We start from the raw sequence: 24,157 nt of genomic DNA, 5'->3' as shown, positions 1-24,157 counted from the left end.
ACAATTTCTATCTACTAATGAAGAATATGAAAGAAGAAGTTCATACAGAAACAGAAATCGAGGTTTTACCTTATCGAGAAGCGATAGATTATGTTCAATCCCTTGAGTCTCGTGGTGATTTTAAATATAAAGGCATCTATACTATTTTTAATGCTATCTTAGAAGCAACCAATAAGTTTCAAACACACAAAGTATTATTAGATTATTATCAACTCCAAAAAGACATTAATTTACCAAAAGATAAATTTGAAGAGTACATTAAAGAATTAATAGGGAAAGGTTCTCTCAAAGCAAATGTAGTAATTATGTTTCCTGCTGTAGATTTTATAGTGAGTGGTGGATATTTGACTTCTCATTTGATTTTATGTAGACCACTTCAAAATGATGGAATTTCCTACAAGAGGTATTTTGATTATTATAAAACCAAAAGTATTGATGCTATACAAAAATGGATACAGAGAAAGAATTCGAAGTGGCAAGGAGATCATCGAGACTTTATTTTGAAGAACCTCAATGAACACAATTACTACAATTCCCATGCTGGTGCTGTGATACAATACTACTTGCAAAATCCTTTAGATAAAACTCCCTTGGAAAAAGCTTTAACATATCGTGTATTTGTAAAACCTATCATACAAGATTTAATCAATGAGAAGTTAATTTCATATGTAAAAAAAGATAATTTCTTTACTTTGCAATTTCCTGATGAGGAAAGCCTTCGAGACCGCATGCAGCTTCTCTTGTCGAGATTATCGATGGAGTCGAGTCTATTCACTTTTACGGGGGATTATCAAATTCCTCAACTTGAGCAGTTTTTGAGTCAAATCCAGAATGCAGACGTTAAATCACGAAATTTACATCAAGAACTTTTGATTTTGATAGAAGAACTCATCAAGCTTTACAAAATAAAAGAAGAACAAGAGAAAAAACAAAAACTCCAAAAAGCCATCGAAGAACTCCAAAAAATTGAATTTGTGATTCCTACACAGAATCTTAAATCATTATCCCAAGTGGATTTTGTGACTTTCATTTCGCAACCTGATGTGCTTCATACTGAATTTCTTATAAACAATCGAGTATTGAATTTTGTACTACATAAAAAAAATGCCTTTCCTGCGATTGTTCATGCAAGAAAACAATTCTATGAAAAAAATGATGATACTGAAATACGTGTTTTAATGCAATTGGAAATTCACAGATATTTGCAAGGTGAACAATTGAAAATTTATCAGAGTGTTGAGGATGATGTATTATTTTCTCACCTCCCTTGGTTTGTTAAACTTATAAGGATGCTTTTTGGAAAAGAAAAGGTCAAACCAGAAGAAAAAGAAAAACTGAAAGAAAAGTTAAAACAAGAAGAAGTTCAAAGGCAAATCCAATCAAAACAAAAAGAAGCACAAATCAAAACAAAAGAAATCGCTAAGCAAAAAATCGCTCAAAAATCAATAGAAGAATTCGAAGAAGAAAAAACAGAAGAACTCGAAGAAGAACGAAAAAAAGTAGGGGAAGTCATCCAAAGAGATGAGAAAGCAGAAGAGCTATTAGAAAAGGTTCTTGATGTACTAGATGAAGCATGGAGTCGAAAAGAGCTACCTAATCGTTTAACATTAATCGAGCGCATCCCTGAGTTTCAAAAAAACGAAGATTTTTTAATTCAATTTTTGAAAAAATATGGCAAAGGAAAAATCTTTTCTTTTCGTATTCTTCCCCATAATCCAGAATCCCCAAAAATCAATCTTAATGATCCCAAATACCAATGGCCTGTTCTGATCTCAAAACGATACATTGCAAGGAATGGAAATCGATTGCTAAAAGAAGCCATGGAAGAGGTTGATGCTCAAAAAAAAGCTCTTATGCCCGATCAAGAAAAATTCGATGTGGCTACCTCAATAGAGGATTTTTTAGTTCGTGTTCTTTCTAAGAAGGTATAATGCAATAGACATATTCTGTTTCATAAAAAATATGACTATGTGAAAAAAATCATTTCGAACTGGGGAAACTACCCTACAATTGAAGCCGATATCTTCGAATTCCAACAAATCCATCATCTCATCAAATCAAAACAGAGCTTCACTCTTAGGGGTTTGGGAAGATCCTACGGAGATTCAAGTTTAGGAGAGAGGATTGTAGATACGACTAAGAATCGTTATTTTCTTCACTTTGATGAAGAAAAAGGATATTTAACATGTGAGGCGGGTATAAGTCTTGCAGAAATTCTGGAGGTTTTTGTCCCTAAGGGTTGGTTTTTGCCGGTAACTCCTGGGACTAAGTTTATCACAATTGGGGGTGCTATCAGTTCTGATGTTCATGGGAAAAACCATCATAAAGAAGGTTCTTTTTGTAAGCACGTAGTCTCAATGGAGGTTCTTCTTGCCAGTGGAAAACAAATAGAATGTTCACCAACAAAAAACGTAGAACTCTTTCAGTATATATGTGGAGGTATGGGACTTTTAGGAGCGATCAAAACTGCCACCATAAAACTGAAAAAAATTGAAACCGCCTACATCAAACAAATAACCTATAAAGCAAAAAACTTAGAAGAAATGTTAACTTTATTTCATCAGCATGAAGACTCACCTTATACAGTAGCTTGGATGGATTGTTTGGCAACAGGACGGAATTTGGGTAGAGGAATCCTTTTTACGGGGGATCATGCAAAATTAGAAGATCTACCACTCGAACTTAGAGATAAGCCATTGGAAATACCCAAAAGAAGAACGTTGACGATACCTTTTTATTTTCCTTCATTTGTGTTAAACCCACTCGTGGTGAAAATATTTAATTTTCTTTACTATCATACTTCGTTCCAGTTAGGGAAACCTCAAATAGTTGATTATGATCATTTTTTCTATCCTTTGGACTCTCTTTTGGAATGGAACAAAATCTACGGAAAAAGAGGTTTTGTTCAATATCAGTTTGTTCTACCCAAAGAAAATGGACTGGATGGAACGAAGCACATCATTGAAGAAATTGCAAAACGAAAAATGGGTTCTTTTTTAGTGGTATTTAAAGTTTTTGGTAATCCTAACAAAATCCCGCAAGAGGGATCAAAAAAAGTGATAGAATTTCCGTTTTCGTTTCCTAAAGAAGGTTATACGTTGGCTTTGGATTTTCCTTTGCAACCTGAATTGGAAGAATTACTTTCGAAATTGGATGAAATCGTCATCAAATACAATGGAAGATTGTATTTAACAAAAGATGCGAGGATGAAAAAAGAAATGTTTTATTCCACCTACCCAGTTGAAGATTTCTTGAGAGTGAAAAAAAAATATGATCCTCAAAATCAGTTTACATCCTTACAAGCCCAAAGGCTTGGATTAATCACAAACTAACAAAAGGAGAACTATATGAATTACCAAAGGGCAGTGATTTTAGGCGCCACCTCTGACATGGCATATGCTTTTTGTAAGGAACTAGGGACTAACAAAATCAACCTGACCCTTTTAGGAAGAAATCAAGAAAAGTTAGAAAAAATCAAAAATGATCTTTTTATTCGCTATCATATTGATGTTCAAGCCATTCCGTTTGATATCGAGAAAGACTCCATCGAAACAGTGATATCACAGCTCCCGAGAGATTTTCAAATCTTTGCTTGCTTCGTGGGGTATTTAGGAGATCAACAAAAAGCCCAATCAGATCCAAAAGAAGCCGAAAGAATCATTCGGGTTAATTATACGCTTCCTTCTCTTTTTACTGAAAGAATAGTAGAACTTCTAAAGGCACAAAATTCCTCTGAAAAGGTCATCATAGGAGTGAGTTCAGTGGCAGGAGATCGAGGAAGACAAAGTAATTATTTCTATGGTAGCGCAAAAGCGGGTTATACTGCTTATTTGTCAGGTTTGAGAAATCGATTGTTTAAAGAAAATATCCATGTTATGACGGTAAAACCTGGGTTTGTAAGAACTGCGATGACGGCACATCTCACACTACCCAAACTTTTGACAGCAGAACCAGAAGAAGTAGCCAAAGATATCTATCATTCCATGGTAAAGAAAAAAAATGTTTTATACACAAAATGGTTTTGGAAATACATAATGCTCATTATTCGTCATATCCCTGAGGGTATCTTCAAGAAATTGTCTTTATGAAAAAGTTTCTTTTGGTTTTCTTTTCTTTATTTTTGATTTCGTGCCAAAAAAAATATGAGTATGATTTGTTTTTTCAAACAATCCCTGTTCGAACTTTGGAGAACCAGCGCTTTTTTCTAACCCAAATACGAGAGCCGGTCTTGATTTTGAATTTCTATAGCCCTACTTGCGGTCCTTGCATTGAAGAACTTCCTGCCATTAAGCTCATTTACGAACAAGCACGAGAGTTTGGGTTTTCCATGTATTTAGCAGTAGAACCTAGTATTGAAAGAAACGTTCCTTTTGTTCCTCCAGAGTTTGAAAATCGACCTTTTGACGAAGAAAGCTTTTTGTTTTTGCAAAAAGTTCTAAAAGAAGATCAAAAAAAAAGAAACATCCCAATCCCTATGATCATCATGGAACCACCATTTCGTATTGACGTGGATCAAATCATCACGGGCACCCCCGAAACCTTGATTTTCACCACCAATCCTTTACGTTTACGATATAATTTCGTTGGTCCTATAACCACAGAAAAAGAACACCAAAGAATACAGCAAAACTCTCGCTTTCGCTTTTTTTTAGAGCTTCTCCAAAATTTAAACACCAACCTCAAAACATCCTCATAAGAACATGAAATTTTTTTTACTTCTCTTAATTTTTTTTTATTTTTGAAACATTCTGGGATTTCAATTGCTATATAAAGTGATAGGAGGTTTCATGGATTCAAATTTATATAAGATTATCATCAATCGCTAAATGCTTTTGTAAAAAAAATTGACATTATACAAAAGCAAAAAATAAATTTACGTTTATCAAAAAATCATTAGATAAAGTACTCAAAACTTGGAATGATTAATCAGCAAGTAAAACAAAAGAAATTCCAAGCCACGTTATAAACTAAAACAAAATTTGAAAGAAATCAAACAAACGAATTTCGAAAAACTTACCTTGATGAGTTCTCGAAGGGTGTAGAAAACCTCGATGAAAAGATAACAAGCTACAAACTTATGATGAAAAATTATTTCTCATTTTGAAAGAAAGGATTGAATAGGATTCGAACTCAAATACTACTCTGAAAATACTAATGAAATTTACGAAAAACAAGACTCTCAATGGGTATTCTTGTATACGTTAGAAGTAAAAGAAGATGAATTTTCTTTATGGTTTGGACGGAAAGTAAAAAATTTTCAAAAACAAAAAAAGCATCGATGGGGTTATCAATGGATTTTCTCAGTTTCATCAAGACTTATTATATAAAGCCTACAAGATGAGCAATTTTTGAAACTTTTGTTTTCAGCTTATCAACTCGTTATCTTTCAGAAAAAAAGCCAATGGAGTGAGGCTTTTATACACACAGAAATTTATCTTCATGAAGTTTTGTTGGGGTTGAATTATTTGCTTCAGAATTGAATTCCCAACAAAAATCAAAAAAAGCAAATTCAATGAATATAATGGATACATTTGAGTTATAATTTATCGAAACTCAACAGTAATCAATATTGACTATATTTTGTCAGTGCATACCACCACTTGATTACAACTCCTGAGTCTTTGGATTCTTTGATGTGCCGTCATCCTGATTTTTTTCGAAACAAGTAGAGACGATAAAGAAAAGGTAATAGAAACTTTTTTCGAAATGGCAAGAGAAAATCTAATATCTATTAGGAGAAATTTGTTATGTTCGTGATAGGAGTGTTGTGGTTCTACAAATTTTCTCGCTACTATTATCAAACCGAAGAGATGAAACCATTAGTGGATGATATAAAAATCTCTACGAAGTGAAAGAAGAGTCTGAGCTTGTTCGTAGTGGAACATCTCTACAAAATGAAGGAACTAACTTTTTAAAAGAAATACTCAATCATTTAGTTCATGAATACCAAAGGAGATTATGTAAAGTTTCACGAGATTTATCAAAAGTATTATCCGGATGAAAAATTATAGAATTTGAGTTATTAAGGAAAAATCCATTCGAATATACTTTATTACTTTATTCTAATAGCTTTAAGGTTATTAATATTGAAAACAAAAAAAATCGGCTATGTTGATACTTACCCTGATAATTTTTTTCTCTCTAAAGGAAAAAGAAAATTCTGGATGATTGAAAAAATTGAAAATGAAAACCTTTACGTTAAGCAAGTGTCCAAATCAACTTTTGGGAATGCTCAAAGACAAGACAAATCGGAAGGTATTTTTATTTTTTACTAAAGAAAAGAAATATACGACTTTTAAAGACGAACCTTTTTGTGTTTGATATTCTTTTGCTTTATTATCTTGGTTGTAGATTGAATAATTCATTGTTGAAACGTTTTTGATTAAAGAAAAAAATTTGACCAAAATGTTGGATCAATTTTTTTGACTAAGTGAAAAAGCATTCCATAAGTTTTATTGTCGTAGTGGTTCTTTTATCGGGTTTGATAGGTGCAGTTATGGGTTCGTTATTGGAAACTGTTTTTGGGTTGAAGTTTCTAAACTATCCTTTGATTCCCAAACCCGGCATTCAAATCAAGGATTTTTACATTATCGAAGAATTAACAATACAATTAACTCCTGCAACAATAATGGGTATCCTTTTAGGTGTTTATTTATTATACAAAATTCCATCGTAGAAGGGATGTGTTATGTCAAAGATTTCCATGAAAACATTATTAGAAGCGGGTGTTCACTTTGGACATAAGACAAGCAAGTGGGATCCACGAATGAAGCCATATATCTTCATGGCTCGTAATGGAATTCACATCATTGACTTACAAAAAACGGTCCAGATGGCGAAGCGAGCTTTTGAGGCTTTACGAGATGCCGCCAGTCGTGGTGAGAGAGTTCTTTTTGTGGGAACCAAAAAACAAGCTCGCAGTGCAGTCGAAAGGGAAGCAAAACGATGCGGGATGTTTTACGTAAATACAAGATGGCCCGGAGGATTGCTAACCAATTGGCGAACAGTAAGACAGTCCATTGAACGGCTCAAAAAATTAGAAAAAATGGAAGAGGAGAATAGTTGGCATTTAGAAGCTCGAACCAAAAAAGAAGTTTTGATGCTCAGGCGAGAGTTAGAAAAACTTCGAAAGCATTTAGCAGGAATCAAAGACATGAGTACACTTCCTGAAAATATCTTTATTATCGATCCTGACAAAGAACGTATCGCTGTCAAAGAAGCAAGGAAAATGGGCATTCGTATATTTGCTATTGTGGATACCAATTGTAATCCAGAATTGATTGATTATCCAATTCCTGGTAATGATGATGCCATAAGGGCAATTTCATTATTTTTAGAAACTATGGCAGATGCCGTAATTCAAGGAAAAGAAGGAAAAATCACAGACTCACAATTTACGGATGAAGATTATGATGAATCCAAATATGATGATCATCAAGATTCTCTTAAATATAAAGGTGAGTATGATGAGACTGGTGAGTTTGTTGAAGATGAACCTTATGGTGATTATGAAAATGAAACCAGTGAAGAATACCAAGACTATTTAGATAAAGAAGAAACCTAAAAAACTTAATGGAAAGCAAAGGAGAAATTATGTATACACCATCTACTGAAGAAATCAAGAAATTAAGAGAAATGACAGGAGCTGGGATCACCGATTGTAAAGCTGCCTTAATAGAAACCAATGGAGATATCGAAAAAGCGATTGAAGTATTAAGAAAAAAGGGGATAGCGAAGGCAGCAAAAAAAATGGATCGAGCTACAAATCAAGGTTTAATAGCTTCATATATCCATACAAATGGACAAATAGGTTCCCTTGTGGAAGTAAATTGCGAGACTGATTTTGTATCCAGAAACGAAGAATTCTATCAATTAGCCCAAGATTTGGCTATTCAAGTAGCTGCTTATAATCCTTTGTCGATTCTTCCCGAAGATTTAGATCCGGCTATTGTGGAAAAAGAAAAAGAAATCATAAGGGAGCAACTTCGAAATGAAGGAAAACCTGAAAATATAATTGAAAAAATCGTCGAAGGTAAGATACAAAAATTTTACGAGGAAGTTTGTTTGCTAAAACAACCCTTTTATAAAGATGAAAAGAAAACCGTAGAAGAATACATAAAAGAGCACATTGCCAAATTTGGCGAAAATATCCGTGTAAGTCGTTTTGCTCGTTTTCAAGTAGGTTCCTAAAATGTTTCCTTATAAACGAATTTTATTAAAAATTTCAGGGGAGTCCTTTAATAATCGAGGAGAATTTGGGATTAACTTTCAGTTGGTAAAAAAAATAGCTGAACAGATTTTAATGTGTCATGATCAAGGTATAAACGTTGCCGTTGTGATTGGGGGTGGGAATATCATTCGAGGAAACCTTGCAGCAGAGGCTGGGATCGATCGTGCAACAGCTGATTACATGGGGATGTTGGGAACTGTTATCAATGCTTTGGCTTTGCAAGATGCATGTGAAAAGATAGGATTAGTCACCCGTGTTCAAACTGCAATAGAAATGAAATCCATTGCAGAACCCTATATCCGTCGAAGGGCGATGCGCCATCTTGAGAAAAATAGAGTGGTTATCTTTGCAGCGGGAACAGGGAACCCTTTTTTCACAACGGACACAACAGCAGCACTAAGAGCAATTGAGGTTGGATGTCAAATTCTTTTAAAAGCCACTAAAGTCGATGGAGTTTATGACTCTGATCCTTTAAAGAATCATAAAGCGAAAAGATATATCAAACTTCCTTATAAAGAAGCTCTTCACAAACAATTGAAGGTAATGGATGCTGCCGCTTTAGCCTTATGCATGGAAAATAATATACCAGTAATTGTGTTTGACATTTTTAAAGATGGAAACCTATCAAGATTAATACGTGGAGAAAAAGTAGGTACTTTGATTTCCCATGATGTGGAGGTTGAGTATGAGTGATGTATATTCTGAAATCAAGAGTATCTTAGAAGAAGCCAATAAAAGGATGGATAAAACCATAGAAGCTTTTAAGAAAGAATTGAATAGCATACGGTCTAGTAGAGCCAACCCAAGCATTTTGGATGGAATTTTAGTAGAATATTATGGCACTGAAGTTCCTATAAACCAAATAGCTACTATATCAGTTCCAGAGGCAAGACTGATTGTAATACAGCCCTACGATAAGAATTCTCTGACTGCGATAGAAAAGGCAATACAAAAAAGTGATTTAAATATCAACCCTCAAAACGATGGATCTGTGATTCGATTAGTATTGCCCGAAATGACCAAAGAACGGCGTTTGGAATTAGTCAAACAAGTAAAACAAAAATTAGAAGAAGCCAAAGTAGCCATAAGAAATGTAAGAAGAGATTCTTTGGATGACCTAAAGAAAATCACTAATATTTCAAAAGATGAACAAAAACATTACCAAGACGAAGTTCAAAAGATCACCGATAAACACATAAAAATCTTAGAAGACTTGGCTCACAAAAAAGAAGAAAGTATAATGCAATTCTGATGAGTGAAGCTGAAAAAAAACTTCCTAAACATGTGGCCATCATTTTAGATGGAAATGGTCGATGGGCACAGCGCCGAAACCTACCAAGAACGGAAGGACACCGGAAGGGAGGCGAGAATCTTCGTAAACTTATCGATGTAGTATTGGAACTTCAAATACCTTATATTTCTTTATATACGTTTAGTACGGAAAATTGGAAGCGTCCCAAATCAGAGGTCCAATTTTTATGGCAGCTAATGAAAGAGTTTTTTCAAAAGTATATTGATGAATGCATCGAAAAACAAATTTCGATTAAAGTATCAGGAGACACGCAAAAACTACCCATAGAAAATCAGCAAGTTTTAAACGAAGCTGTAGCAAAGACAAAGATTTTTGGTAAATTAATAGTAAATTTTTGCATAAATTATGGTTCTCAACAAGAAATCCTACATGCTTGTAATGTGCTTTTGGAACAAAAAATTGAACAATACAAAAAAACAGGGTATTACACAAAAGCCGACATAGAAGAATTTGAAAAATGCTTATATACTTATCCACTTCCTCCTGTGGATCTTTTAATCAGACCTGGAGGAGAAAAAAGGATTTCGAATTTTTTGCTTTGGCAAAATGCCTACGCGGAAATTTACTTTACGGATACTTTATGGCCTGATTTTACGAAAGAAGATTTAATAAAAGCTTTAGATTGGTATTCCACAAGACAAAGAAAATTTGGTGGTTTGATACCTGTGTAAAGAATTACTTTTCGAAAAAACTATAAACAAAAAATAGACAAAATGAGTGAAACTTTAAAAAGAATCATAGCTGGGTTTTCTATTGGTGGAATAGTAATTTTATTATTAAATTTTTTGTATTTTCTTTATGCCATTCCCGCATTATTATTCATTTATCTTTTTGCTTTTTTGGGGCTCGAGGAATACTATCGTCTGGTGGATAGAGGTGTTTCAGGAAGACCCATAAAATTTTTAGGTCATTTTTTTGGTTTCTTGATATTGATTTCATATTATGCTCAATTTCTTTACGAGTCAAAAGAACATTTGGAATTCCCACCTGTTTTTTTAGATTTTTTAGAAACATATCAAAATATCAAAAATCCCGTCATTCCTATTTTAGTGATTTTCGTGATTGTTACTAAAACGTATAGTATGATGTTTCGTCCTATTGAGGGGAATACTTACAATGTGATGAGCACTATTACGGGAGTTTTATATGTATTTTTGCCATTATCAATTGTTCTTCCCATGCTTTCTTTGGATGAAGGGATTTTTATTTTTGTTTTCGTTGCATTCTCTACCATCATGACCGATGTAGGAGGATATTTTGGGGGACGATGGTTTGGAAAACATAATGCAGGTTTGAAGGTAAGCCCGAGAAAAACTTGGGAAGGCTATATTGCCGGTGTATTATTTGCAAATCTCTTTAATTTAGGCTTTTTATACGTTTGGATTAAGGTTCTTTCAAATCTTTCGTCTAAGAGTTTATTGATTCTTCCTTCCTATTGGGAGGCTTCTATTTTGACTTTGGTCTTTTCGTTTGCTACCATATTTGGTGATTTGGTCGAAAGTGCCATCAAACGAGATGCAAAAGCGAAAGACTCATCTACGATCATACCTGGTCATGGTGGGGTTTTGGATTTAGTGGATGCAATGTTGTTTACTTTTCCTTTAGGATATTTTTATTTTTATATTAAAACCTTATTTGTTCTATAAACCGATGGATTTTAGAGAACGACTAAATTTAAAATATGCAGCGCCAACAAAAAAATTAACTCTTTTGGGAGCTTCTGGTTCGATTGGAAAAACAACTTTAGAAGTATTGCGAAGGTTTCCTCAAATCCAATTAGAAGAAATCAGCGTTCATACATCCATCAAAGAATTACCGAAGTTGATTGAGGAGTTTCAACCGAAACAAATTACCATTACTGACGAATCGAAGTTTGATGAATTCACAAAAAACTACCACAACGTAAAGATTAAATTTTACAGAGGCTATGAGGGACTTTTGGAAATGATAAATCACTCTCAGGGAGATACAGTTTTGAATGCTCTTACAGGATCAATTGGTTTGGAAGCTACGATAGAAGCCATCAAAAATCAAAAAAAACTTTGTATTGCCAACAAAGAATCATTGGTTGTTGGAGGTGAGTTGATTTTTCAAATGTTAAAACAATATCAAGCCCCTTTGATACCTGTAGATTCTGAGCATAACGCCGCCTTTCAGTTATTATTATCTCAAAATCCTAAAAACATCCGGAAGTTGATTTTAACAGCTTCAGGAGGTCCTTTTCGAGACTATACCACAGAAGAGCTCAAAAAAGTCAAAAAAGAAGATGTCCTCAAACATCCAACTTGGAATATGGGAAAAAAAATCACTGTTGACTCTGCAAGCTTGATTAACAAAGGTCTCGAGGTAATAGAAGCTCATTATATCTTTGGACTGCCTTATGAAAAAATTGATGTAAAAATCCATAAAGATAGCTTTGTTCACTCCATGATTCAACTTAATGATGGAAGTTACATGTTAGCAACATCTCCTCCGAACATGATTTTTCCCATAGCTCATTCTTTGTTTTTTCCTGAAGTTCTCCCAGAGAAATTAAAAGAATTCCAAGAACCCGAGAATTGGCCTTGCTTAAAATTCTATCCCGTTGATAAAGAGAAGTATCCGGGTTTTTATCTATGCATAGAAGCAGGAACATTAGGAAAGTCAGCTCCAATCGTATTGAATGCAAGTAATGAAGTTGCCGTAGATTTGTTTTTGAATGATCAAATTCACTTTACTGAAATTCCCTTGATTATAAAAGATGCATTGGAAAATATCCCTATTGTCGAAATTCATGATTTCAATATTATATTAAAGATAAATCGAGAAGTAAAGGAATACGTAATCAATCGTTATAAAACTTTATATACGAGGTAGAAATATGTTAGTGATCATACTCGGTGGTATAGCATTATTAGGAATAACCATCATAGTTCATGAATTGGGACATCTTCTTTTGGGTAGATTAGTAGGTATAAAGGCTGAGATTTTTTCCATTGGATTTGGAAAGGGTATCTGGAAGGTGAAATTCAAAGATACTACATACCAAATTACTGCTTTTCCTTTTGGTGGGTATGTGAAATTTTATGGTGATGACTACGCACAGGATTATCACAATGTTGATAAAGTCTCTTATGGTTTTTTTTCCAAACCACCATTAATACGTATCATCCCTGTTATTGGAGGTCCGTTGTTTAATTTGATTTTGGGTTTTCTTTTGTTTTTTGTGGTTGGATTTCTTCCCAAAGATAATCCCCCCATGATTTATTTGTGGGATGAAATGGAAAATTCTCCCGCAAAATTATCTGGCCTCAAAAATGGCGATTATGTCTTAAGCATCAATGGAAAACCAGTTGATGATTTCAAAGACATCCAAGAAACAATTTTACTTTCAGGTGGACAGCCATTGGATTTTCAAATCAAACGTATCGAAAACCAAGAAGAAAAAATTTTAAATATAACAGTCATTCCCGAAGTTGACTCAACAGGAAGGTCCCAAATCGGTATTCGAATCCCAGGCGAAAGAAAAATCCAAGTTGATTTTCCTTTTGTAGATTTAGTAAAGTTTAAACTCTTGTCGTTGTTCCAAAAAGATGTTGAACCGACGAATTACCCAGCCATGAAGTATTTTAAAGATGGAGATGTCATCATTGAAGTTGAAGGAAAAAAAGTTCAATCCACATCAGAACTCCAAGAGCTCTTGGGAGGATTAGATAAAGAGGTGGTTAACGTAAAAGTAGAAAGAGAAAAATATCCATGGTTGGTGCCTTGGTTTAAAGAAACCCTTGAGATCCAAGTTCCTTTTCGAAAAGAATATCGAATCACTTTTAGAAACGTCAAGGATCTAAAATATAATCAAACCATAGAAGAAATTCAGCTTTTGTCTTATGTTCCTGAGCATTTACGAGCCTTGAATTTCTTACAAATTGAAGGGATTACAACAACTTCCTTTGAAGAAATCTACAAATTCATTTCTAAAAATCAAAATCAGAAGTATCGTTTTCGTATTGGGAGTGCCGAGTTTGAAGCAAATCTAAGTGTATCTAAGATTGGTTTGATGGGATTTCGACCGAATAATGTAATTGAGCAAATCACAATTCCCAAGGAAGCCTCATTGGTTGGAGCAATTTCTTATGCTTATGAAAACACAATACAAAATATAATGATCTATCCGAAGTTCTTTCAAATGCTATTCACGGGAAGGATTTCTTTTATCGATAATACCATGGGACCGGTTGGGATGTTTGCTTTAGCTGGCATTGTGATTGAAACCGACTTTCGTGATTACTTGATTTTGATGGCATCAATTTCAATTGCCTTGATGGTCATTAATTTGATACCCTTTCCCATAGTGGATGGAGGTCACATCGTGCTTTTTCTCATAGAAGCCATTAGAGGAAAAAAACTCCCCTTAAGTTTGATTGAGAATTTACATAGAGTGGCTTTTATTATTTTACTTTCTTTAGGTTTGTGGATCATGTTTCGTGATGTTTTATTTGTTTTAGGATTGTAAACAAAACAAATAAGAAATTTTCGAACTCAATGAAAAACTTTTTTCTTTATACAAAACGTGAAGACCCACAAGATGCCGTTGTTGCTTCCCATCGTTTGATGCTACGAGCAGGCTTGATTGAAAAATTAGGTTCTGGACTTTATCATTATCTTCCCTTAGGTTTGAGGGTGATCAAAAAAATAGAAGCCATCGTTCGAGAGGAAATGGATCGAGCAGGAGCTCTGGAATTCCAACTCCCAATTTTGGTTCCTTCTGAGTTGTGGGAAAGCACTGGTAGATGGTATACGATGGGCAAAGAAATGTTTCGTTTGAAGGATCGGCACGAAAATAACTTGGTCCTAGGTCCGACTCACGAAGAAACGTTTACGGATTTATTAAAGAAATTCATTCGTTCATATCGGGACTTACCAATCAATGTATATCAAATTCATACGAAATTTCGGGATGAAATCCGTCCAAGGTTTGGTGTGATTCGCTGCCGTGAATTTATCATGAAGGATGCTTATTCGTTCCACTTAGATGAGGATTCCCTTAATCAAACTTATGAAGAGATGAGAAAAGTGTATAGAAGAATCTTTGCAAGGGTGGGATTAGAAACATTACCAGTAGAGGCTGACACGGGTGCTATGGGAGGAAGTGCTTCTGAGGAGTTTATGGTTTTATCCCATATTGGCGAAGAAACCCTACTTGTAAGTGAAGATTTTTCTTATCGAAGCAATCAAGAAAAAACTCCAGTAATATACCCTGAAATCACTGATGAAAAGCTCAAGTTTACTGAAGAAGAAATTGAACATTTGAAAAAAGAGCTCAAAGAGATTCCTACTCCGAATTGTAAAACCATTGATGATTTGGCAAAGTTTTTACGAAAATCTTCCCAAGAACTTTTAAAAACGTTACTTTATCGAGCTGATTTACCAGAAGAAAAAGAAGTATTAGTGATGATTCTCATCCGAGGGGATCGGCAAATTAACGAAGTCAAACTAAAAAATCACCTCAAAGCTACTGAAGTTTATCCAGCCAAAGAAGAGGATTTTTATCGAATTGGCAGTGTCCCCGGCTATGCTGGTCCATGGCAATTAAAGTCCAATGACGTTATCCTTCTGTTCGATCGATCGGTTGCAACTCAAAAAAGTTGGATAACAGGCGCAAATAAGGAAGAATACCACATTGCTCATTTTCATCCTGTATTGATTGACAAAAACTGGCACGAAAAACTCGTTGATTTGGCTTTAGCAGTAGAAGGAGATCCGAGCCCCAATGGAAACGGAAAGCTCAAGCAATACAAGGGTATTGAGGTAGGTCATATCTTCAAGTTGGGAGATAAATACACAAAATCAATGGAATTTACTGTTCTTGATAAGAATCAAAAGCGGATTTATCCTGTCATGGGTTGTTATGGAATTGGGATTGATCGAACCATGGCAACAATCATCGAGCAAAATCATGACGAAAAGGGGATCACATGGCCCATTAGTGTAGCTCCCTTTGAGATTGTGTTAGTAGACATCACAAAAACAGAAGAAGAAAAAGAAAAAGTAGAAAAGATTTATCAAACCTTGCGAAAAGAAAATTTTGATATTTTATGGGATAATCGGGATTTAAGAGCAGGGGTAAAACTTACGGACTCTGAGTTAATCGGCTTTCCCATTCGAATTACTCTTGGTTCGAATTATTTTTCAGAAGGCAAAATAGAAATCTACCTACGCAAAGAAAATCAGAAGTTTTTTGTAGATGAAAAGGAACTAATCGCAAAAATCCGTGAATTACGAGATTATCTATATTCACAACTACCAAAAGCATGATGGAAACAAAAACACTATCGAAAAAAGACAAAAAGTTTTTAAAGAAATTAGCAAGGTATCCTTTTTCATCAGGAAAGCTCGTTCCTAAAGATGGCTATTACGGAATCTTTGGAGGGGTTTATAGCCCCGAAGTTTTGATCCCAGCCATCAAAGAATTAGAAAAAAATTATAAAAAGTTCCTTAAGGATAAAGAATTCATCAAGGAATTGAATTACTACTACAAAGAATTTTGTGGAAGACCTTCTCTTTTGACGAAAGCCGAGAGACTTTCTCAGGAATGGGGAGCTGAAATCTGGCTCAAGAGAGAGGATTTAAATCATACTGGTTCCCACAAGATCAATAATGCTGTTGGTCAAGTGCTCCTTGCGAAGAAAATGGGAAAGACCCGAGTGATTGCCGAAACAGGTGCCGGACAGCACGGTGTTGCAACCGCAACCGCAGCAGCAAAGTTTGGTCTTCAATGCACCATCTATATGGGGGCAGAAGACGTTCGAAGACAAAATCTAAATGTTTATCGAATGAAGCTACTTGGAGCTGAAGTCGTCCCAGTCACATCAGGTAATGCAACTTTAAAAGATGCCACTAATGAAGCCATGAGGGATTGGGCAAAAACAGTCGAATATACTCATTATGTGATTGGTTCGGTGATTGGTCCTCATCCATTCCCAGCTATTGTGAGGGACTTTCAATCTATCATAGGTAAAGAAGCAAGAAAGCAATTTCTACAAAAGACGAATCGACTACCAGATTTTGTTGTGGCTTGTGTGGGGGGAGGTTCAAACGCCATTGGGATATTTCATGGTTTTTTAACGGATTTTGAAGTGCGTCTTTTAGGAGCCGAAGCAGGAGGAATCTCCCACAAAAAAGGAGAGAACGCAGCATCAATCCAATTCGGAGAAACAGGTTATTTTCACGGAACAAAATCGCTATTTATTCAGAATGAAGAAGGGCAGATTTATAACGTTCATAGTGTTTCTGCGGGTTTGGATTATCCAGGTGTTGGACCAGAACATGCATATCTACATTCCATCAAAAGAACTGAATACTATGCCATTTCAGATGAAGAAGCCATAGAGGCTTTTATAGAAGTATCCCAAATGGAAGGAATCACACCAGCACTTGAGACAGCTCACGCCTTTGCCTTAGCCAAAAAAGAAATCCAAAAGTATCACGAAAGAAACCAAAAGCCGTATGTTCTTATTTCGGTATCTGGACGTGGTGATAAGGATGTTTCTGAAGTTTACCGCATCAAAGAAAATCTATGAAAACCACAGAAGGTCAAATCTATGTTGAGGATTTGACTAAAATCTTTTATCAATACCAAAGACCCAAAGGTTTGTTGGGTTCTATATTGGGTTTATTCAAAAGACAAAAAATCCCCATCCGAGCAATTGATGGTATTTCGTTTTCGATTTCTAAAGGAGAGATTGTAGGTTATGTAGGACCCAACGGAGCAGGCAAGTCCACCACCATCAAAATCCTAACAGGTATCCTCAAACAAACCTCGGGTAGGGTTTTAGTAAACGGAAAAGAACCCTTTTTCGAACGAAAGCAGGTTGTTCGTAATATTGGCGTTGTTTTTGGACAAAGGACCCAATTGTGGTGGGATCTTCCTCTCATTGAGTCTTTTGAATTGCTGAGGGTAATCTATAAGATAGAAAAAAAAGAGTTCCAAAGACGTTTCGATGAACTTGTAGAACTTTTAGGGATGAAGCCCTTTTTGTATCAGCAGGTTCGAAAGTTGTCCCTTGGGCAAAGAATGAGAGCTGACTTAGCAGCATCACTGATTCATCATCCTGATATTTTGTTCTTAGATGAACCGACGATTGGATTGGATATCCTCACAAAAGATATTGTGAGAAATACAATAAAAAAAATCAATCATGAACGTCAAGTTACCGTCATCTTGACTACCCATGATATTGGTGATATTGAATTCCTCGCTCAACGCTTGATCTTAATTGACAAAGGAAAAATTTACTACGATGGAAAATTAGAGCAATTCATCCAAACTTACCAAAAAACTAAAAAAGTGGTTTTTCATTTAGAACAACCTTTACAATTAAATCATTCTTTCTTTCGTATCCTCAAAAATGAAAATCATCAGTATTACGAGATCGAAATCCCCGTTCATGAAAGTGTAAATCACGTAATTTCGTACATCCAACAGCATGGGGGATTGATTGCTGACATTCACGTAAAAAAAAGAGAACTCGAAGAAACCTTAAAGGAGCTCTATAAGAATCAGTTTGTTGAATTATGATTTACTTAAAATACATTTCCATGAGTTTTCAAAAAGCTATTGCCTATCGGTTTGAATATTTTGCTTCTTTACTGAATGCTTTTTTGTATATTTTTATTTTTATTACTTTATGGAAGACCCTTTTAAAAGAAAAAACAAATCTTCCCTTTACTTCAGAGCAAATGACCGCTTATGTCATTATTGCGATGGTTATTAAAACAATATTTCCAAGAAATGAAGGCTTCCTTACCACGAAGGTTCGAACCGGTGAAATTGCTGTTGATCTCATGAAACCTTATTCTTTAGCCATCATTTTCTTTTCTGATACAATTGGGCTTTTTTTGTATCAAATTTTGTCAAAAGGGTTTCCAATCTTTTTGGTGAGTTATTTTCTTTTTGGAATTTCTTTTTCTTTTGATGGTGTTGTTCTTTTGAAGTTTTTTCTTTTGTTTGGTTTGTCTTTTTTGATTCACCTTTTTATTTCTCTTTTGATCAGTTCATTGTCGTTTTTCTTTACTGAGACTTTTCCTTTTTGGATTGTGTATCTATCTTTAACGACTCTTTTTTCCGGAGCCATCATCCCTTTGGATTTTTTTCCTGAGGGGATGAAGGATTTGATTCTTCTTACTCCTTTTCCTTATCTTTTTTACTATCCAACCTTGGTTTTAGTGAAGTCTCAAAGTTTTACTAACTTTGGAGATATCTTGATTTCTTACCTTGTTCAGGCTACAATTTTGTTTTTACTATCTTATAGTTTATATCGACTGGGCTTGAGGAAACTTACCATTGCAGGTGGTTGATGTTTATAGATAATACTTATCTTCGCTTGATTTTGAGTTCTATTCAATCAAAAATGGAATATCGAGGTTCATTTTATGTCTTTTTGTTATCGATTGTTAGTTTTTATCTTTCTCAAATCTTTGTGATTGTGATTATGATTTATAATTTTCGAAGTATTCAAGGGTGGGGTCCAGGGGAATTGAGTTTACTTTATACTCTTTTTATTTTTTCTTATGGAATTACTTCGAACGTGTTTTCTGGTCTTTTGTTCTTTAGTGAGTTCATACGTAAAGGAGATTACGATCGTATTCTTCTCAGACCATTGAATACCTTAGGACAAATCATTTCAATGAATTTTGATCTGACAGGATTGATCCATTTTGGTTTGGGTATCATTGCTTTAATTTTAACTCACCATTTTCTTCCCATTGAGTGGGATCTAAAAAGAATTTTTCTTTTTGTTTTAACGATTATAGGAGGTTCTTTGATTTTTGGAGCGATACGAATTTTTGTTGCTGGTGTGAGTTTCTTTGCCATCAAGAATGATAGCTTGCAACATTTAGTTGTTTTTTCAACAAGAGAATTTATTTTATATCCGCTCAATATTTATAATCGATTTGTTCAATTTTTTCTTACATTTATTTTTCCAATAGGTTTTGTAAATTATTACCCTGCACATTTATTTTTAGATAAAAAAGAAGCTTTTTTACATCCTATGCTTATCTATGGAACCTTTCCCGTTGGTGTAGTATTTTTTCTTTTATCATTGTTGTTTTGGAGGGTAGGAGAAAAGCATTATGGAAGCACCGGTTCGTAAAAACCTCATCCTCATTCCAAATGTTTATGATTTCCATGGAGTAAGAGAACTCTTAGATTCTTTTTGTGAAAAAAATCAGTTAGATTACTACTTTTATTCTCTACATCATCTTAAACAGAGTTTAGATCAAAAAGCATTATCTTTAGAATTCAAAAATCTAATTCAAAAAAATCAAATTCTGCTATTTTTGGTTCCTGTAGCCATTCAGGTTAATCAAGAGTTAGTGGAGTTCTTAAATCATCAACCTCGTTCTTTCGGTTCACCATCAACAGGGTTGGATCATGTGGATCAGAGTTTTCTCAGGGAAGTAAAGATTCCTTTTTTTTCTGCGGAGGGAGAAAATAGAGACTCCGTTGTTGAATATGTTTTAACAGCTCTCTCATATGTTTTGGATTATCAAAGATGGCGAAAAAGAGATTTTTGTGTAGGAATCATTGGCTATGGAAGAATTGGGAGTCTATTAGGAAAAATTTTGAAGGATTTTGGTATTCCGATCATCGCTGTGGATCCTTTTGTTTTTCCAAAGGAGTATAAAAAAAACTTAGAGGAGATCCGTCATTGCGATGTGATTACCTTTCACGTCCCTTTAACCAAGGATCAGTATCCAACATATCACATGGTTGATTTAGAGTTTTTAAAAAATTTAAAATCTTCAATCATCATTAATACCTCAAGAGGGAAAATTTTTACAGAAGAAGCATATTTGTATTGTATAGAAAATTTTGATTCCATCATGGATGTTTACTATTTCGAACCACCTAAAGCTGAGTATTTTCTCTCGAAAAGATTAAAGATTTCTACACCACATACAGCTGGTTATCATTGGCAGTCTCGGTTTCGAGGGATGTTCAAAATATTGAAAGATTTTTCTCATCATTTTCAGTTTGAATTTTCTTTTGAAGTAAGTGATTTTTTTCCTAAACAATACGAAATCGAAATTTTCTCGAGTATCATGGAGGAAACAACTAAGCTCAAACAACATGTTTCTTTTTTTTCTAAAATCCGGAGTCAATACCCAATACGTGCAGGTATTAAAGAACAAAAATATCAAAGAAATTGGGATCCTATCAAAAAAGAATTATATGATTACTTCATGGGGTTTTATTCTTGAAATCTTTTTTAGAATGATTTTTTAATGATTGCAAAATGAAAAGATGGATTGTCATATTTTCTTTTTTGGTGGGTTATTGTACTATATCAGAGAAATCAGAATATGACCAAGAGTATTGGATTTTGTGGTGGTTATTCCAACAAAAATCCGTTCCTAAAATTGAGTGCATTGACATTCCTCCGAACAAATCAAAAGAAAGAATCCAAACAGAACAGGAAAATTGTTTTTCTATACATGATCCTTTGTTTTCTTACCAGTGGCATTTTCAAAATCCATTAGCAGATTTACAAATGAAAGATGTCTGGACAAAACATTGCGGAAAAAACGTTCAAATTGCTATCATCGATGATGGTGTTGATATTCATCATGAAGATTTAAACGAAAACATAGAAATCTCAAAAAGTTTTGATTATAGAGATAACGATTTTGACCCAACAGGAAACTTAGAAGAAGATGACTCGATTCATGGCACTATGGTTGCTGGACTCATTGCAGCAAAGGACAATTTCTTGGGAGTTCGAGGAGTTGCACCAAGAAGTAGACTTCGTGTGTTTAATTCCATTTTAGTGTCTCAAATCACAAACATTGTTGATTCTATACAGCGTGATGTATATCATGTATGGATTTCAAATAATAGTTGGGGTCCTGTTGACAAAACAGGATTACTTCATGATTCTCCTCAAATTTGGAAAGATGCCATACTTCATGGACTCAAAGAGGGAAGGTTTGGTTTAGGAACCATATTTTTGTATGCCGCAGGAAATGGCGCTTATTTTGAATCCAATGGTCAGAAATTAATTGCTGATAATTCCAACTATGATGGCTATGCGAATTTTCATGGAGTGATTGCTGTATGCGCAGTCGGAAAAAACGGAAAAAAAGCAGAGTATTCTGAGAATGGTGCCAATTTATGGATCTGTGCACCATCTATGGGGAATGATTTTATTGGTTTAACAACTACGGATTTGAGAGGCGATTATGGTTATAATTCAAAGTACATAAGTAAATTTGAGAGTGATTTGTCTGATAGAAATTATACCAAAAACTTTAATGGAACCTCGGCTTCTACTCCGTTGGTCTCTGGTGCAATTGCTTTGATTTTACAAGCAAATCCCTATTTATCTTGGAGAGATGTGAAAGTTATCTTAGCTAAGTCAGCAACGAAAAATGATCCACAAGACAAGGATTGGAAAATGAATGCCGCAGGTTATTGGATCAATCACAAATATGGTTTTGGAATGGTAAATGTTTCTAAAGCTGTGGAATTGGCAAGTCGATGGACCCCATTAGGAGAATATCGAAAATGTAAGATAGAAAATGTCTCTGTTGAAAAACAAATTCCAGATAATGGGAATGCAATTATGGAAGAAATTTCAACAACAGTATTTAATATCCAAAAAATAGAATGGGTAGATATAAAAGTCAAAATCACTCATAACTATTGGGGTGATCTTTTAATTCAAGCATATTCACCTTCTGGAACAGAAGCGGTTTTAATGGAACCCCACAATTGTTCAGATGGAAAAAACCCCATCAAGAGAATTTCCTGCGATCGTGGTGAAAAAGAATGGAGTTTTGGTATAGCTCGATTTTTAGAAGAATCCGCCAATGGAAAATTTCGTATTTCCATTCAAGATAAAATACCAGAAGATACAGGGACCTTTCACAGTTGGGGTATTACCATTATAGGAAGAAAAGAGTGAACTTTCTTTCTGATGAAAGAACTTATTGTAGAATTAATTGATTATACGAAACGTCCTTTTGATCTTTCCATAGCAACAGCGAGAACTTGTTATTCCTCAAAGGGAATTATTTATCCAGAAGAAATTTCAAAAGATGAATCTTCTATCGTTCTTAGAGACAGAGTAGCGAAAATTACATTAGAAGGTGGACATCTCACAACAAGACAACATCCACAATTCATTTTTGCCATCAAGAATATCAGTCGGATTGCTGTTTGGTCCTTTTTGCATTCTCATCCCTATTACAACTCTGAGCAAGTAAGTCAACGTTATGTGAAGGTAAAAAAAGATCAATTTTATGTTCCAAAAGCTGTCCGAAAAAACGAAAAGTGGAGTGAATTGTATAACGAAATCATAGAGTTTCAGATGAATACTTACTATGATTTTATCGAAAAGCTCAAACCCTTCGTTGAAAAAGAGTATTTTCGAATCTTTCCTTACAGAAAAAAGACAAAAGAAAAATGGTTAAAAGATATTGAAAAAAAAGCCATGGAGCTGGCAAGATATGTTTTACCTTTGGCGACCTTTACGTATCTTTATCATACTGTCAATGGATTGACACTACATCGATACCGAAGGATGGCAATGATAAACGATGTCCCAGATGAAATTTCTGAGCTTGTGCAAAAAATGTGGGAAAATATCAACAAGATCGATCCCCTCTATGCCAAAGAAATCACAGACCCAATCCCATTGGAAGAAACTCCAGAATATCATTTTTTTAAAGAACATTATCAAGAAATCTCATCAATGACTGCAATGAAATTTATTGAGTATTTTGATGCCAAACAAGGAGAGTTGTTTTCCAAACTCGTCAGTTTTACTTCTAACCCTATCGAAATCCTCAAAGAGAGTTTTTATAGCGTTTTTGGTTTCGTTGACGAAAATTTGTCTGATGACGAGATTTTGACATTTTTCTTTTCTCCAACAAAAAACAAGCACCTTGGTTCGGTATTTAATGAAACCATGCACTCAAAACTGAACTCAATCCTTAATCATATTCATTTTGTGTTTCAAAAGAAGATTTCCCATACCGCTGATAGTCAGGATCAACGTCATCGGATGGTCCCATCGTCAAAGCCCTATCTAATCAGGCACTATACAGGAAAACCTGATTATATCATTCCCAAACTCATCAAAGAAAACGAAGAAATTTTAGAGTATTATGTTTCATTTATGAATCGTCTATATGCAAAAATCAATGAGTTTGTCGAAAGGACAAATCAAAGAGATTTGGTAGTGTATTTACTACCGAATGCCTTTCCTGTTCGTTATTATGAGTCGGGGACGTTAATTTACCTCATTCACAAATGGAAGATGAGAACTTGCTATAATGCCCAAGAAGAGATCTTTCATGCATCGGTAGAAGAAATAAGGCAAATCGAAGAAGCAATACCTCAATTCAAAGGTTTCTTTGGAGCTCCTTGCAAACTACGAAAGGAAGCTCAAATAAAACCCTATTGTCCAGAAGGAGAACGGTTCTGTGGTGTTTCCGTATGGAATCTTTCTTTAAGTCAATACCAGCGGATTTTGTGAAACTTTTTAATCATTTCAAAAGTGCTTTTTTTTGATTAGATAATTTTCTTATTAATTTTCTTGTTGGGTATTGTTGGATTTTTTTGATTTTTA

General features: G+C 34.6%; 22 protein-coding genes. All 22 read left to right on the top strand.

The annotated features are described in order from the left end of the window. The first annotated feature begins 17 nt into the window (after positions 1-17). The 22 genes from NZ853_05070 to NZ853_04965 all read left to right on the top strand — a co-directional run bounded on the left by NZ853_05070 (position 18) and on the right by NZ853_04965 (position 24,064). The gene (locus NZ853_05070) at positions 18-1,931 is read left to right on the top strand and encodes a hypothetical protein (protein ID MCS7205047.1); all 1,914 of its coding nucleotides are present in this window, start codon (positions 18-20) and stop codon (positions 1,929-1,931) included. Positions 1,932-1,970: 39 nt separating this feature from the next. Continuing rightward, entirely contained in the window at positions 1,971-3,332 is a 1,362-nt protein-coding gene (locus NZ853_05065) for an FAD-binding oxidoreductase (GenBank protein ID MCS7205046.1), read from the top strand. 15 nt (positions 3,333-3,347) lie between these two features. Further along, the gene (locus NZ853_05060; protein ID MCS7205045.1) at positions 3,348-4,088 is read left to right on the top strand and encodes an SDR family oxidoreductase; all 741 of its coding nucleotides are present in this window, start codon (positions 3,348-3,350) and stop codon (positions 4,086-4,088) included. Continuing rightward, positions 4,085-4,696, top strand: coding sequence for a hypothetical protein (locus NZ853_05055; protein ID MCS7205044.1), 612 nt, complete (start codon positions 4,085-4,087; stop codon positions 4,694-4,696). The genes NZ853_05060 and NZ853_05055 overlap by 4 nt, the downstream gene beginning before the upstream one ends. Positions 4,697-5,848: 1,152 nt before the next feature. Continuing rightward, on the top strand, positions 5,849-6,001 hold the full coding sequence (locus tag NZ853_05050; protein ID MCS7205043.1) for a hypothetical protein: 153 nt from the start codon (positions 5,849-5,851) through the stop codon (positions 5,999-6,001). Between the two features lie 429 nt (positions 6,002-6,430). Further along, positions 6,431-6,676 carry a hypothetical protein gene (locus NZ853_05045; GenBank protein MCS7205042.1) on the top strand — a complete coding sequence of 82 codons (246 nt, stop codon included), beginning with the start codon at positions 6,431-6,433 and terminating at the stop codon, positions 6,674-6,676. A gap of 12 nt (positions 6,677-6,688) precedes the next feature. After that, entirely contained in the window at positions 6,689-7,564 is an 876-nt protein-coding gene (rpsB, locus tag NZ853_05040) for a 30S ribosomal protein S2 (GenBank protein ID MCS7205041.1), read from the top strand. Between the two features lie 29 nt (positions 7,565-7,593). Continuing rightward, on the top strand, positions 7,594-8,190 hold the full coding sequence (gene tsf, locus NZ853_05035) for a translation elongation factor Ts (GenBank protein ID MCS7205040.1): 597 nt from the start codon (positions 7,594-7,596) through the stop codon (positions 8,188-8,190). A gap of 1 nt (position 8,191) precedes the next feature. Beyond that, complete coding sequence (pyrH, locus tag NZ853_05030) at positions 8,192-8,923, top strand: UMP kinase (GenBank protein MCS7205039.1); 732 nt, start codon at positions 8,192-8,194, stop codon at positions 8,921-8,923. Then, a complete protein-coding gene (gene frr / locus NZ853_05025; GenBank protein MCS7205038.1) occupies positions 8,916-9,482 on the top strand; it encodes a ribosome recycling factor in 567 nt (188 codons plus the stop codon). Before pyrH ends, frr begins: the two co-directional genes overlap by 8 nt. Continuing rightward, positions 9,482-10,213 carry a polyprenyl diphosphate synthase gene (gene uppS, locus NZ853_05020; protein MCS7205037.1) on the top strand — a complete coding sequence of 244 codons (732 nt, stop codon included), beginning with the start codon at positions 9,482-9,484 and terminating at the stop codon, positions 10,211-10,213. Before frr ends, uppS begins: the two co-directional genes overlap by 1 nt. 42 nt (positions 10,214-10,255) lie before the next feature. Then, positions 10,256-11,188, top strand: coding sequence for a phosphatidate cytidylyltransferase (locus NZ853_05015; GenBank protein ID MCS7205036.1), 933 nt, complete (start codon positions 10,256-10,258; stop codon positions 11,186-11,188). Between the two features lie 4 nt (positions 11,189-11,192). Next, entirely contained in the window at positions 11,193-12,398 is a 1,206-nt protein-coding gene (dxr, locus tag NZ853_05010) for a 1-deoxy-D-xylulose-5-phosphate reductoisomerase (GenBank protein MCS7205035.1), read from the top strand. Positions 12,399-12,402: 4 nt separating this feature from the next. Then, positions 12,403-14,034 carry a site-2 protease family protein gene (locus NZ853_05005; protein ID MCS7205034.1) on the top strand — a complete coding sequence of 544 codons (1,632 nt, stop codon included), beginning with the start codon at positions 12,403-12,405 and terminating at the stop codon, positions 14,032-14,034. Positions 14,035-14,063: 29 nt separating this feature from the next. After that, a complete protein-coding gene (locus tag NZ853_05000) occupies positions 14,064-15,836 on the top strand; it encodes a proline--tRNA ligase (GenBank protein MCS7205033.1) in 1,773 nt (590 codons plus the stop codon). Beyond that, positions 15,833-17,101: a tryptophan synthase subunit beta gene (trpB, locus tag NZ853_04995; GenBank protein MCS7205032.1), complete on the top strand. Its 1,269-nt coding sequence runs from the start codon at positions 15,833-15,835 to the stop codon at positions 17,099-17,101. Before NZ853_05000 ends, trpB begins: the two co-directional genes overlap by 4 nt. Next, positions 17,098-18,099, top strand: a complete 1,002-nt coding sequence (locus NZ853_04990; protein ID MCS7205031.1) for an ATP-binding cassette domain-containing protein — start codon at positions 17,098-17,100, stop codon at positions 18,097-18,099. The genes trpB and NZ853_04990 overlap by 4 nt, the downstream gene beginning before the upstream one ends. Before the next feature lie 20 nt (positions 18,100-18,119). Next, a complete protein-coding gene (locus NZ853_04985; GenBank protein MCS7205030.1) occupies positions 18,120-18,878 on the top strand; it encodes an ABC-2 family transporter protein in 759 nt (252 codons plus the stop codon). Further along, positions 18,878-19,675 carry an ABC-2 family transporter protein gene (locus NZ853_04980; protein ID MCS7205029.1) on the top strand — a complete coding sequence of 266 codons (798 nt, stop codon included), beginning with the start codon at positions 18,878-18,880 and terminating at the stop codon, positions 19,673-19,675. The genes NZ853_04985 and NZ853_04980 overlap by 1 nt, the downstream gene beginning before the upstream one ends. Further along, complete coding sequence (locus NZ853_04975) at positions 19,656-20,786, top strand: hypothetical protein (GenBank protein MCS7205028.1); 1,131 nt, start codon at positions 19,656-19,658, stop codon at positions 20,784-20,786. Before NZ853_04980 ends, NZ853_04975 begins: the two co-directional genes overlap by 20 nt. A 35-nt stretch (positions 20,787-20,821) precedes the next feature. Next, a complete protein-coding gene (locus tag NZ853_04970) occupies positions 20,822-22,489 on the top strand; it encodes a S8 family serine peptidase (GenBank protein MCS7205027.1) in 1,668 nt (555 codons plus the stop codon). A gap of 12 nt (positions 22,490-22,501) precedes the next feature. Next, positions 22,502-24,064: an FAD-dependent thymidylate synthase gene (locus NZ853_04965; GenBank protein MCS7205026.1), complete on the top strand. Its 1,563-nt coding sequence runs from the start codon at positions 22,502-22,504 to the stop codon at positions 24,062-24,064. Positions 24,065-24,157: the final 93 nt, after the last annotated feature.

The organism is Leptospiraceae bacterium (assembly GCA_025059995.1).
Lineage (GTDB): Bacteria > Spirochaetota > Leptospiria > Leptospirales > Leptonemataceae > SKYB61.
This window is presented reverse-complemented; position numbering and strand designations above follow the sequence as displayed.

Bases quoted from the DNA above. Each gene is read 5' to 3' on its own strand.
- NZ853_05070 (MCS7205047.1), top strand. From the start codon at position 18: ATGAAGAATATGAAAGAAGAAGTTCATACAGAAACAGAAATCGAGGTT.
- NZ853_05060 (MCS7205045.1), top strand. From the start codon at position 3,348: ATGAATTACCAAAGGGCAGTGATTTTAGGCGCCACCTCTGACATGGCA.
- NZ853_05055 (MCS7205044.1), top strand. From the start codon at position 4,085: ATGAAAAAGTTTCTTTTGGTTTTCTTTTCTTTATTTTTGATTTCGTGC.
- rpsB (MCS7205041.1), top strand. From the start codon at position 6,689: ATGTCAAAGATTTCCATGAAAACATTATTAGAAGCGGGTGTTCACTTT.
- tsf (MCS7205040.1), top strand. From the start codon at position 7,594: ATGTATACACCATCTACTGAAGAAATCAAGAAATTAAGAGAAATGACA.
- pyrH (MCS7205039.1), top strand. From the start codon at position 8,192: ATGTTTCCTTATAAACGAATTTTATTAAAAATTTCAGGGGAGTCCTTT.
- frr (MCS7205038.1), top strand. From the start codon at position 8,916: ATGAGTGATGTATATTCTGAAATCAAGAGTATCTTAGAAGAAGCCAAT.
- uppS (MCS7205037.1), top strand. From the start codon at position 9,482: ATGAGTGAAGCTGAAAAAAAACTTCCTAAACATGTGGCCATCATTTTA.
- NZ853_05015 (MCS7205036.1), top strand. From the start codon at position 10,256: ATGAGTGAAACTTTAAAAAGAATCATAGCTGGGTTTTCTATTGGTGGA.
- dxr (MCS7205035.1), top strand. From the start codon at position 11,193: ATGGATTTTAGAGAACGACTAAATTTAAAATATGCAGCGCCAACAAAA.
- NZ853_05005 (MCS7205034.1), top strand. From the start codon at position 12,403: ATGTTAGTGATCATACTCGGTGGTATAGCATTATTAGGAATAACCATC.
- NZ853_05000 (MCS7205033.1), top strand. From the start codon at position 14,064: ATGAAAAACTTTTTTCTTTATACAAAACGTGAAGACCCACAAGATGCC.
- trpB (MCS7205032.1), top strand. From the start codon at position 15,833: ATGATGGAAACAAAAACACTATCGAAAAAAGACAAAAAGTTTTTAAAG.
- NZ853_04990 (MCS7205031.1), top strand. From the start codon at position 17,098: ATGAAAACCACAGAAGGTCAAATCTATGTTGAGGATTTGACTAAAATC.
- NZ853_04985 (MCS7205030.1), top strand. From the start codon at position 18,120: ATGAGTTTTCAAAAAGCTATTGCCTATCGGTTTGAATATTTTGCTTCT.
- NZ853_04980 (MCS7205029.1), top strand. From the start codon at position 18,878: ATGTTTATAGATAATACTTATCTTCGCTTGATTTTGAGTTCTATTCAA.
- NZ853_04975 (MCS7205028.1), top strand. From the start codon at position 19,656: ATGGAAGCACCGGTTCGTAAAAACCTCATCCTCATTCCAAATGTTTAT.
- NZ853_04970 (MCS7205027.1), top strand. From the start codon at position 20,822: ATGAAAAGATGGATTGTCATATTTTCTTTTTTGGTGGGTTATTGTACT.
- NZ853_04965 (MCS7205026.1), top strand. From the start codon at position 22,502: ATGAAAGAACTTATTGTAGAATTAATTGATTATACGAAACGTCCTTTT.